A 10,583-nucleotide genomic window follows, 5' to 3' on the forward strand; every position below is an offset into this window, starting at 1 on the left:
GTGATCAGGTGACCTGATCACCGGCTGTCCTACCGCACCAACGCTGCTGCGGGGGGCCAGTCAGTGATCAGGTGACCTGATCACTGACTGGCCCCCGGCAGACCGCGGCTGTGGCGACGGCCTCAGATCAGGTCGTGCAGGACGACGTTCTCGTCGCGGCCGGGGCCGACGCCGATGACGCTGACCCGGGCTCCGGAGAGCTCCTCCAACCGCCGGACGTAGGCCTGCGCGTTGGCCGGCAGGTCCTCGAAGCGGCGGCAGCCGGTGATGTCCTCGAACCAGCCGGGCATCTCCTCGTAGATCGGCTTCGCGTGGTGGAAGTCGGTCTGCGTCATCGGCATCTCGTCGTGCCGCACGCCGTCCACGTCGTAGGCGACGCAGATCGGCACGGTCTCCAGCCCGGAGAGCACGTCGAGCTTGGTCAGGAAGTAGTCGGTGATCCCGTTGACCCGGCTGGCGTAGCGGGCGACGACGGCGTCGAACCAGCCGCAGCGCCGGTCACGCCCGGTGGTGACGCCGACCTCGCCGCCGTGCTTGCGCAGGTACTCGCCCCACTGGTCGTGCAGCTCGGTCGGGAAGGGGCCGGAGCCGACGCGGGTCGTGTAGGCCTTGAGGATGCCGACGACCCGCTCGATCCGGGTCGGGCCGACGCCGGCGCCGACGGCCGCACCGCCGGCGGTCGGGTTGGACGACGTCACGAACGGATAGGTGCCGTGGTCGACATCGAGCAGGGTGCCCTGCGAGCCCTCCAGCAGCACCCACTCGCCGGCGTCCAGGGCCTTGCCCAGCAGCAGCCGGGTGTCGACGATCCGGTGCTTGAGCGCCTCGGCGTAGCCGGCGTACTCCTCGACGACCTCGTCGACGTCGATGGCCTTGCGGTTGTAGACCTTGACCAGCACCTGGTTCTTCTCCTGCAGCGTGCCCTCGAGTTTCTGCCGCAGGATGGAGAGGTCGAGCAGGTCGGCGACCCGGATGCCGTTGCGGGCGACCTTGTCGCCGTAGGCCGGGCCGATGCCGCGGCCGGTGGTGCCGATCTTGCGCTGGCCGAGGAACCGCTCGGTGACCCGGTCCAGGGCGCGGTGGTGCGGCATGATCAGGTGCGCGTCGGCGGAGATGACCAGGCGCGAGGTGTCGACGCCGCGCTCCTCGAGGCCGGCGAGCTCGCCGATGAGCACCTCGGGGTCGATGACCACGCCGTTGCCGATGACCGGCGTGCAGCCCGGGGTCAGGATGCCGCTGGGGATCAGGTGCAGGGCGTACTTCTCGCCGTCCGGCGTGATCACGGTGTGGCCGGCGTTGTTGCCGCCCTGGTAGCGGACCACGTACGGCACCCGCCCGCCCAGCAGGTCGGTGGCCTTGCCCTTGCCCTCGTCGCCCCACTGGGCGCCGATCAGCACGACTGCGGGCATGCGGCAGGTCTCCTCGTTCGTCGCGCCGGCAGGTCCCGGCGAGCCAGGTGGCAGGGTATCCGCATGCCCGCCACCCAGCTCGACCTGCGCGGCCTGGCGGCGGTCCAGCCGCCGTCCCGCCGGCACGTCGCCTCGGTGGTGGACGGCGCCCAGGAGGTGCACGTGCTGGGCCCGGTGACCGCGCTGTCCGCCGTCCTGACCAGGCTGTGGCGCACCGAGCGACTGCCCGCCGTGCCGGTCGCCTGGACCCCGGCGGAGGACACCGCGTCGACCGGGCTGGCCCGCGCTCTGGGGCTGGGCACCGGCACGGAGCGGGAACTGCCCCTGGTGCGTGACGACCACGGCGGGGTGCTGCTGCACGCCGGCCGGGTGTCCGCGGCCGGCGAGCCGCGCCGTGCACTGGGCCGGCGGTTCGGCGCGCAGGCGTACTGCGACGACGACCGGGTGGCCGACGGCGAGATCACCCGGATCGACGCGCGGCCGGACTGGACGGCGGTCGACCGGCTGTCGGTGGCGGTGGTGCGGCTGCCGCTGCGCCCCGTGCGCCGCTCGACCGGGCGGGCGCTGCAGATCGCCTGCGCCCCGGCCCAGGTCGTGCGGGACGGCGTGCCGTTCGACCGCGAGGTGACGAAGTGGACCTGGTACGCCGACGACCGGGTGCGCTGGCGCCTGCGTCCCTGAGGGAGTCGCTCCTGCACCGGACGAGGGGCCCGGCCCGGCACGTCCCCACAGCGGGGTGGTGAGTCCCGCGTCTCCCGTCGGAGCTGCGCGGATCGTGGACACTGGGGACACCGCCCCGTCCGAGGAGGCCTCGCTGTCGTCGTCCCGTCGCCCGTCCGTCCTGCCGGTCGCCACCGAGCGGCTGCCCGCCTTCGGACCCACCGCGCCGACGGTGCCCCGCTCGACCGGACGGCGGCTGCTGGACCGGGTGCTGGCCCGCCCCGGCGCCGCGGCCCTGCTGGGCCTGCTGGTCGTCGGGCTGTTCTTCGGGTTGCAGTCCCCGGGTCTGCTCAGCTCGGGGGGCCTGGCCACCGTGCTGGACGTCGCGGCGCCGCTGGGCATCGGGGCGGTGGCGGTGGGGATGCTCCTGGTCGCCGGCCAGTTCGACCTGTCGATCGGCGTGGTGGCGGTGTCCACCAGCCTGGTGACGGCGCTGCTGGTCAGCCGGCTGGGGCTGGGCATCTGGCCGGCGCTGCTGGTCTCGCTGGCCGTGGCCCTGCTCATCGGCGCGGTCAACGGGCTGCTGGTGGTGAGCACCGGGTTGCCGAGCTTCCTGGTGACCCTGGCGACGTTCCTGGTGCTGCAGGGCAGCTCGCTGGCGGTGGCGACCGCGGTCGCCGGGTCCTCCCGGGTGACCGGGCTGGCCGACGCACCGGGCTGGGAGTCCGCGCTGGCCGTGTTCGGCGCGACCGCGCAGCTGGGTGACGGGCGGTTCCGGATCTCGCTGGTCTGGTGGCTGCTGGCCACCGCGCTGACCACGTGGCTGCTGTGGCGCACCCGGTTCGGCAACGCGGTGTTCGCCAGCGGCGGCGCCGGGCAGGCGGCGCGGGAGCTGGGCGTACCGGTGGCCCGCACCACCGTGCTGCTGTTCCTGGGCACCGCCGTCGCCGGCTGGCTGATCGGCACCCTGGGCGTGGTGCGGCTGGGCGGGGTGCAGGTCGACCCCGCCTTCGGTGCGGAGATCGAGTTCATCGTGGTGGCGGTGATCGGCGGGTGCCTGCTGACCGGCGGCTACGGCTCGACGGTCGGTGCCGCGCTGGGCGCGCTGCTGTACGCCGTCGCCCGGGAGGGCATCCTGCTGGCCGGCTGGGACCCCCGCTGGTTCCAGGCCTTCCTCGGTCTGCTGCTGCTGGTGGCGCTGCTGGCCAACGGCCTGGTCCGCCGCCGGCTGCGCACGGTGCCGCGGTCATGAGCACCGCCGCCGACACCACCGGGACGACGCCGGCGCTGGAGCTGCGCGGGGTGACCGTGCGGCACGGCAGCGTGCCGGCCCTCTCCCGGGTCTCGCTGGCCCTGCGGGGCGGCGAGGTGCTCTGCGTGCTCGGGGAGAACGGGTCGGGGAAGTCGACACTGGTGTCGGTGCTGTCCGGGCTGCAGCGGCCGGCCGAGGGCGAGCTGCTCGTCGACGGCCGCCCGGTGCGCTTCCGCTCGCCGCAGCAGGCCCGGGCGTGCGGGATCGCGACCGTGTGGCAGGACCTGGCGATCGCCCCGCTGATGTCGGTCTGGCGCAACTTCTTCCTCGGCGCGGAGCCGACCCGCGGGCCGTGGCCGTTCCGCCGGCTGGACGTCGGCCGGGCCGAGGAGGTCACGGCGCGGGCGATGGCCCAGGTCGGGGTCACCGGGCTGGACCCGGCGCAGGCGGCGAGCGCGCTGCAGGCCGGCGAGCGGCAGAGCCTGGCGATCGCCCGCGCCCTGCACTTCGGCGCGCGGGTGCTGGTGATCGACGAGCCGACCGCGCCGATGACCGTGGCCCAGCGGGCGCTGGTGCTGCAGTCGGTGCTGGCCGCCCGGGACTCGGGGCTGGCGGTGCTGTTCGTGACGCACAGCCCGCAGTACGCCCACCTGGTGGGCGACCGGTTCCTGCTGCTGGGCGGCGGCCGGGTGGCCGGTGACCTCACCCGGGACGACGTCGACGTGCACGACCTGACCCGGCTGGTGGCCGGGGGCGATGAGCTGTCCCGGCTCACCGACTCACTGCGCCGAGCACACCAACGACTCTGAGCGCACCAGCGCCGCTGAGTGCGCCCCCTCACGGCGATGTGAGGGGGCGCCGCGTCAGTTGAAGACGCTGACACCGCCCGGGCCGACCAGCAGCCCGACGATGATGAGCACGACGCCCCACAGCAGCTGCTTCCGGACGATCGCGACGATGCCCGCGACCACCAGCACGACGGCGAGGATCCACAACAGGGTGGCCATGGTGAGCCCCTCTCTTCGGGGCGACGCCCCGCTGGCGTCGACCGGACGACGACGCTAACGGCCCGTGATCATCCCGGCATCAGGACGATCACGGGCCGTAATCGCGGGGCGGGTGGGCTCAGGCGGCCAGTGACGGGTCGCAGTCGCGGAGCAGCTGGGTGCAGCGCTCCTGCTCGTCCACCTCGCCGATCCGCTCGGCGGCCGTCGCCAGCACCGTGACGCAGCGCAGGAAGCCGCGGTTGGGCTCGTGCGACCACGGCACCGGGCCGAAGCCCTTCCAGCCGTTGCGGCGCAGGGCGTCCAGGCCGCGGTGGTAGCCGGTGCGGGCGTAGGCGTAGGCCTCGATCGTGCGGCCGGCCTCCAGGGCCGTCTCGGCCAGCGCGGCCCAGGCGGCGCTGGAGGTCGGGTGGGCGGCGGCCACCTCGGCCGGGTCGGTGCCGGCGGCCAGCGCGTCGTCGGCGGCCGGGATGCCCGGCAGCAGGGTGGCCGGCGGCTCGCCGAGCAGGTTGCGGTGCGCGGAGGTCATCGCTCAGCCCGCCTGCGACTGGCCGGCCGACAGCAGGTCCTCGCAGGCCTGCACGATGCGGTCGGCCATGCTGGCCTCGGCCAGCTTCATGTAGGTGCGCGGGTCGTAGGTCTTCTTCACGCCGACCTCGCCGTCGACCTTCAGCACGCCGTCGTAGTTGCTGAACATGTGGCCGGCGATGGCCCGGGTCAGCGCGTACTGGGTGTCGGTGTCGACGTTCATCTTGACCACGCCGTAGGAGATGGCCTCGCGGATGTCGGAGAGGTCCGAGCCCGAGCCGCCGTGGAAGACCAGGTTGAACGGCTTGGCGCCCTCGCCCAGGCCGAACTGCTCGGCGACGACCGCCTGGCCACGCTCGAGCACGTCGGGGCGGAGCTTGACGTTGCCCGGCTTGTAGACCCCGTGCACGTTGCCGAAGGTGGCGGCCAGCAGGTAGACCCCTTTCTCCCCCAGGCCCAGTGCCTCCGCGGTGCGCACGAAGTCGCCGTCCGCGGTGTAGAGCTTCTCGTTGATCTCGTGGGCGACGCCGTCCTCCTCGCCGCCGACGACGCCGATCTCCACCTCGAGCACGATCTTGGCGGCGGCGCACTTCTCGATGAGCTCCTGCGCGATGGACAGGTTCTCGGTCAGCTCGACGGCCGACCCGTCCCACATGTGCGACTGGAACAGCGGCGCCTGGCCGGCGTCGACCCGGTCCTTGGACAGCGCGATGAGCGGGCGGACGTAGTCGTCCAGCTTGTCCTTGGGGCAGTGGTCGGTGTGCAGCGCGACGTTGACCGGGTAGCGCTCGGCGACCACGTGCGCGAACTCGGCGAGCGCGACCGCGCCGGTCACCATGTCCTTGACCCGGGTGCCGGAGCCGAACTCCGCGCCACCGGTGGAGAACTGGATGATCCCGTCGCTGCCGGCGTCGGCGAAGCCACGCAGGGCGGCGTTGATCGTCTCGGACGAGGTGCAGTTGATCGCCGGGTAGGCGAAGCCGCCCTCCTTGGCCCGGGTGATCATGTCGGCGTAGACCTCGGGGGTCGCGATGGGCATGCGGTGCACTCCTGATGTCGGGACCAGCGGCTCTGCTCGCCGCCAGTATCGCGCCAGCCTCCGGCCCCGCCACAGGGGCCCGCGCCGCGCGCAGCCTGGCGTGGGGGGCAGCGGGGCCCTTCGTCAGCCCTGTTCGGTGCGGCTGACGGCCCGGGCGGCCACCACCACCGGGTCGTAGGTGGGCGAGAACGGCGGGGCGTAGGACAGGTCGCTGCCGGCCAGCTCCTCGGCGGTCATCCCCGCCCAGATCGCGGTGGCCAGCACGTCGATCCGCTTGGCCGAGCCCGGCCCGCCGACGACCTGTGCGCCGAGCAGCTGGCCCGACCCGGCCTCGGTCACCAGCTTCACCGCGACCTCCTCCGCGCCCGGGTAGTAGCCGGCCCGGGTGGTGCCCTCGATGACGTCGGTGCGCCAGGCGAACCCGGCCTCCTCGGCCTGGGTGGTGCACAGCCCGGTCCGGCCGATCTCCAGCTCCCCCACCTTGGTCACCGCGGTGCCCAGCACACCGGCGAACCGGGCCGGCCGGCCACCGATCACCGAGCCCGCGACCCGGCCCTGCTTGTTGGCGTGCGTGCCCAGCGCCACGTGCGCGACCTCGCCGGTGACCCGGTGGAAGGTCTGCGCGCAGTCGCCGGCGGCGAAGACCTCCGGGTGGTCGCGGCAGCGCTGGCTGCGGTCGACGTCGACCGCGCCGGTCGGGCCGATCGCCAGCCCGGCGTCGGCGGCCAGCTGCACCTCCGGCCCCATGCCCAGCCCGAGGACGACGAGGTCGGCCTCGTGGGAGCCGGCGTCGGTGCGCACCCCGCACGCCCGGCCGGCCGCGTCCAGCAGCACCTCGCGCACCGCCTGGTCGGTGTGCACGGTCATCCCCATCGCGACCATGCCGTCGCAGACCCGCTGGCCCATGTCGGCGTCCAGCAGCTGCATCGGCAGCGGGTCGGCGAGCACGACGGTGACCTCGAGCCCGCGCCGCTGCAGCGCCTCGGCCATCTCCAGGCCGATGTAGCCGCCGCCGAGCACCAGCCCCCGTCGGGCACCGGCCGCCACCGCGGCCCGGACCGCCGCGCCGTCGTCCAGCCGGTGCACGCCGAACACCCCGTCGGCGTCCAGGCCGGGGATCGGCGGCCGGGTGGGCCGGCCACCGGTGGCCACCACCAGCCGGTCGTACCCGAGCCGCTCCCCGCCGGTGGTCACCACGACGCCGGCGTCCAGGTCGATGGCCTCGGCGCGGGTGCCGGTGCGCACGGTGATGTCGGCGGCGGCGAACTCGGCCGGGGTCCGGGCGATCAGGTCGCCCCGGTCGATGACCTGGCCGCCGACCCAGTAGGGGATGCCACAGGCGGAGAAGGAGACGTCCGCGCCCTGCTCCAGGACGACGATCTCCAGGTCCCCGGCGGGCCGCAGCCGGCGGGCCTGCGCGGCGGCGGACATCCCGGCGGCGTCCCCGCCGATGACCAGCAGGCGTTCGCTCATGCCGGCCACCCTGCCACCGCGCGGGCGCTCAGGCGCCGGGCGGTCATCAGCAGGTCGCCCTCGGCGTTGGCCGCACCGACCAGGCCCGAGCCCGCCCCTCGCGGCACCACGGACACCGCGTGCCGGCTGGCCAGCCGCAGCACCGCCGAGACCTCCTCGGCGCTGCGCGGCAGCGCCACCGCGGCCGGCAGCCCGGCCCCGGCGGGCATCGCCGGGTCGCGAGTGCAGGCTGCGGTGACGTCGGGGTCGGTGAGCACGCCGTCCGGCCCCAGGGCGTCCTGGAGCTCACGGACCCACGTCGTCGTGGGGGCCGGTCACGCCGCCACCGCACGTCCGCCCGGCCGCCCGGCCCCGCCTTCAGGGGCCCGCCCCGAGCTCGTGAGTGGGGAAGGGGGCCTTCCTCAGGCGAGGCCGAGGTCGGCCAGGTCGAAGGCCGCGCGGTACTCCAGGCCGGCGGCCTCGACGGCCGCCCGGGCGCCGCGGTCGACGATGACGGCCACCGCGACGACCTCCGCCCCGGCCTCCTGCAGCGCCTCGACCGCGGTCAGCGGGCTGCCGCCGGTGGTGGAGACGTCCTCGACCACCAGCACCGCGCGACCGGCGACGTCCGGGCCCTCGATCCGCCGCTGCATGCCGTGCTGCTTGGTCTGCTTGCGCACGACGCAGGCGTCCAGGAACCCCTCACCGGCGGAGGCGGCGTGCAGCATCGCGGTGGCGACCGGGTCGGCGCCGAGGGTGAGCCCGCCGACCACGTCGTAGCGCAGGTCGCCGGTGAGCTGCCGCATCACCCGGCCGACGAGCGGGGCCGCCTCGTGGTGCAGCGTCACCCGGCGCAGGTCGATGTACCAGTCGGCCTCCTGGCCGGAGGACAGCGTCACCTTCCCGTGCACCACGGCGAGGTCGACGATGAGCTCGAGCAGCCGGTCGCGATCGGGGTGGTCGGGAGCGGGGACGTCCATGCCGGGAACCCTACTGAGCCGCGCCGTCCCCGCCCTGGGGGCGGGGAGGTGCTCAGCCGGTCGGGGCGAGCACCTGGTCGATCAGGTACACGGTGGCGTTCGCCGTCGGCACGTTGCCGCAGACGACCGTCGCCGGTGCGGCCCCGGCCACGGTCCGCTCGGCCGCGACGCTGGGGGCGTCGGCGGGGCCGGCCACGGTCACCCGGTCGCCGGCGAGGGTGGTGTGCTCGCCGACGAGCTCGTCGGGGGCCAGCCGGCCGGGCAGGACGTGGTGGGTGAGCAGGGCGGTCAACCGGGGCACGTCGGCCAGGAGGGCGGGGAGCGCCTCCGGGCCGAGCGCGTCGAAGGCGGCGTTGGTCGGGGCCAGCACCGTGACGTCCTCGCGGGTGTTGACCACGTCGACCAGGTTGGCGGCCAGCACCGCCGAGGTCAGGGTGCTGAGCTCGGGGACGGCGCCGGCGGCCGCACCGACCGGGGTGGTGGCCAGAGCGGCCAGGCTCGCGGGCCCCTCGGCCGGGAAGAGCGCGCAGCCGGGCCCGATCGGGCCGGTCACCGCCGGAGCGCTGCTCGGCGCGGTGCTGCTGCCCGGGCTCGCGCTGCCGCCGGCGGCCGCGTCGGTGTCCTCGGCGTCGGAGCTGCAGGCACCCAGCCCGCCGAGCAGCAGCGGGGCCACCAGCAGCGGGGCCAGCCGGGCGGCGCCGGACCGGGAGAGCAGGCGGGGTCGGGACCGGGGGGCCTTCACGGTGGGTTCTCCTGCTCGTCGGGACGACGCCGGCGGGGTGCGGCGGTCGGGTCTGCTGGCGGTCGAGCATGGCAGCTGACCCGGCCCGGCACGCGGTGCCGCCCCGACACCGGCTGCGGACCGCACCGGCATGCCAGGCTGGGCGGGTGAGCGCACGCCCGTCGTCCCCCGGTCCGCTCGGCTCGGGAGGGCCCCGCGCGGGGATGCCGCTGTCGGCCAGGATGTCGGTGGGCCTGCTCGCCGGGCTGGCCGTGCTGTTGCTGCTCAACGGGTTGTTCACGTTCCTGGCCCGGGACGCCGTGGTCGACGCGTTCGCGCGCGCCCAGCCCGGCTCCCCCCGGTCCGATGCCGAGCAGATCGTGCTGATCACCCTGCTGCAGGCGGTGGTCTTCGGGCTCCTGGCGGCCGTCTCGGCGGCCGGGCTGGCCCGCGGGCGCGGCTGGGCGCGGTGGGCCGGGCTCGCGACCAGCGGGGCGCTGGGGCTGATCACGCTGGCGGCGACGTTCCTGTCCGGCGGGATCGCCGTCTCGACCCTGCTCGTGCTCGTGCTGTGCGCGGCGGCGGTGGCCAGCCTGGCCGCCCGCACCACGGCTGCGTGGACCGCTGGTCCACGCAGCCGCGGCTCGGAGTGACCCGGCTCAGAACCGGTTGCGCCGCTGGGTCTCGGCCTTGTACCAGTCGTTGGAGGGCTTGAGCGCGAGCAGCACGATGCCGGCGATGACCAGCAGCAGCTGGACCAGGCCCAGGAAGCCCAGCGCGGAAGCACCGAGCAGGCTGAACAGCACGTTCAGGCCGCCGAGCACGAACAGCACGATCCGCGCCCAGTTGCGGCCCTTCCAGGCGAACCAGAGCACCAGCAGGAACGCGGCCGTGATGACCAGGCCGATGACGGCGCCGACGGTGATCACCGCGGACACCTCGTCCCGGGTGAGGCCCTGGTCGAGCGCGGCGTCGTCGATGTAGGCGTCCAGGTCGGCGAAGGTGAGGATCGAGCTGATCAGCCCGAGCAGCGTGTTCGCCAGGAAGGCACCGATCCCGGCCTTGACCGTGGTCGGCCGCTCCGTCGGGGCGATCGGCGCACCGCCGTACTGGGCCCCCGGCGCGGCGGGGTAGTCGAACTGGCCCGGCTGACCCGGGGCGCCCTGCCCGTAGCCGGGCTGCTGGCCGTACCCGGGCTGCTGGCCGTACCCGGACTGCTGGCCATGACCGGGCTGCTGCCCGTACCCGGGCTGCTGCCCGTACCCGGGCTGCTGGCCGTAGGGAGGCTGCTGGCCGTAGGGGGGCTGCTGGCCGGACCCGCCCTGCTGGGGATCCTGCGGTCCTGACGTCATGACGGCTCCTCGTGAGACCTTCGCGTGCGAACGCCGGTGATCATGGCGCATCCCGGCTGTCCCGGCACCGGGACAGCCGGCTCGCCACGCCGCCCGGCCCCCCACACGGCCGTGGGGGGGGGGGGGGGGGGGGGGGGGGGGGGGGGGCGGGGGGCGGGGGGGGGGGGGGCCGGGGGGCGGGGCGGG

13 protein-coding genes are annotated in these 10,583 nt (G+C 74.9%); 4 read left to right on the top strand and 9 right to left on the bottom strand.

The annotated features are described in order from the left end of the window. Positions 1 to 122 precede the first annotated feature (122 nt). On the bottom strand, positions 123 to 1,409 hold the full coding sequence (locus ACJTNH_RS12285; RefSeq protein ID WP_458176005.1) for an adenylosuccinate synthase: 1,287 nt from the start codon (positions 1,407 to 1,409) through the stop codon (positions 123 to 125). Positions 1,410 to 1,472: 63 nt separating this feature from the next. On the opposite strand from ACJTNH_RS12285, the gene ACJTNH_RS12290 reads away from it, so the two are divergent. The 3 genes from ACJTNH_RS12290 (at position 1,473) to ACJTNH_RS12300 (ending at position 4,130) form a co-directional block, all read left to right on the top strand. Next, entirely contained in the window at positions 1,473 to 2,090 is a 618-nt protein-coding gene (locus tag ACJTNH_RS12290) for a hypothetical protein (protein WP_458176007.1), read from the top strand. 94 nt (positions 2,091 to 2,184) lie between these two features. Continuing rightward, positions 2,185 to 3,321 (top strand): ABC transporter permease, encoded by a 1,137-nt coding sequence (locus ACJTNH_RS12295; protein ID WP_458176009.1) that lies wholly within the window; start codon positions 2,185 to 2,187, stop codon positions 3,319 to 3,321. Continuing rightward, positions 3,318 to 4,130 (top strand): ATP-binding cassette domain-containing protein, encoded by an 813-nt coding sequence (locus ACJTNH_RS12300; RefSeq protein WP_458176011.1) that lies wholly within the window; start codon positions 3,318 to 3,320, stop codon positions 4,128 to 4,130. The genes ACJTNH_RS12295 and ACJTNH_RS12300 overlap by 4 nt, the downstream gene beginning before the upstream one ends. Positions 4,131 to 4,184: 54 nt before the next feature. Here ACJTNH_RS12300 and ACJTNH_RS12305 read toward each other — a convergent pair whose 3' ends face one another. The 7 genes from ACJTNH_RS12305 to ACJTNH_RS12335 form a co-directional block, all read right to left on the bottom strand. Then, on the bottom strand, positions 4,185 to 4,328 hold the full coding sequence (locus ACJTNH_RS12305; protein WP_458176013.1) for a GPGG-motif small membrane protein: 144 nt from the start codon (positions 4,326 to 4,328) through the stop codon (positions 4,185 to 4,187). 118 nt (positions 4,329 to 4,446) lie between these two features. Next, the gene (locus tag ACJTNH_RS12310; RefSeq protein WP_458176015.1) at positions 4,447 to 4,854 is read right to left on the bottom strand and encodes a DUF3151 domain-containing protein; all 408 of its coding nucleotides are present in this window, start codon (positions 4,852 to 4,854) and stop codon (positions 4,447 to 4,449) included. Positions 4,855 to 4,857: 3 nt separating this feature from the next. After that, positions 4,858 to 5,892: a class II fructose-bisphosphate aldolase gene (fbaA, locus tag ACJTNH_RS12315; protein ID WP_458176017.1), complete on the bottom strand. Its 1,035-nt coding sequence runs from the start codon at positions 5,890 to 5,892 to the stop codon at positions 4,858 to 4,860. A gap of 123 nt (positions 5,893 to 6,015) precedes the next feature. After that, positions 6,016 to 7,365, bottom strand: a complete 1,350-nt coding sequence (locus tag ACJTNH_RS12320) for an FAD-dependent oxidoreductase (RefSeq protein WP_458176019.1) — start codon at positions 7,363 to 7,365, stop codon at positions 6,016 to 6,018. Then, positions 7,362 to 7,622, bottom strand: a complete 261-nt coding sequence (locus ACJTNH_RS12325) for an FAD-binding oxidoreductase (RefSeq protein ID WP_458176021.1) — start codon at positions 7,620 to 7,622, stop codon at positions 7,362 to 7,364. The genes ACJTNH_RS12320 and ACJTNH_RS12325 overlap by 4 nt, the downstream gene beginning before the upstream one ends. A gap of 144 nt (positions 7,623 to 7,766) precedes the next feature. Then, on the bottom strand, positions 7,767 to 8,324 hold the full coding sequence (gene pyrE / locus ACJTNH_RS12330; RefSeq protein ID WP_458176023.1) for an orotate phosphoribosyltransferase: 558 nt from the start codon (positions 8,322 to 8,324) through the stop codon (positions 7,767 to 7,769). A gap of 52 nt (positions 8,325 to 8,376) precedes the next feature. Continuing rightward, a complete protein-coding gene (locus tag ACJTNH_RS12335) occupies positions 8,377 to 9,066 on the bottom strand; it encodes a fasciclin domain-containing protein (protein WP_458176025.1) in 690 nt (229 codons plus the stop codon). Positions 9,067 to 9,212: 146 nt separating this feature from the next. On the opposite strand from ACJTNH_RS12335, the gene ACJTNH_RS12340 reads away from it, so the two are divergent. Next, positions 9,213 to 9,698 carry a hypothetical protein gene (locus ACJTNH_RS12340; RefSeq protein ID WP_458176027.1) on the top strand — a complete coding sequence of 162 codons (486 nt, stop codon included), beginning with the start codon at positions 9,213 to 9,215 and terminating at the stop codon, positions 9,696 to 9,698. 6 nt (positions 9,699 to 9,704) lie between these two features. On the opposite strand, the gene ACJTNH_RS12345 is transcribed toward ACJTNH_RS12340, so the two are convergent. Further along, on the bottom strand, positions 9,705 to 10,397 hold the full coding sequence (locus ACJTNH_RS12345) for a hypothetical protein (RefSeq protein WP_458176029.1): 693 nt from the start codon (positions 10,395 to 10,397) through the stop codon (positions 9,705 to 9,707). Positions 10,398 to 10,583 lie beyond the last annotated feature (186 nt).

The sequence above is a fragment of the Modestobacter lacusdianchii genome, from assembly GCF_054177765.1.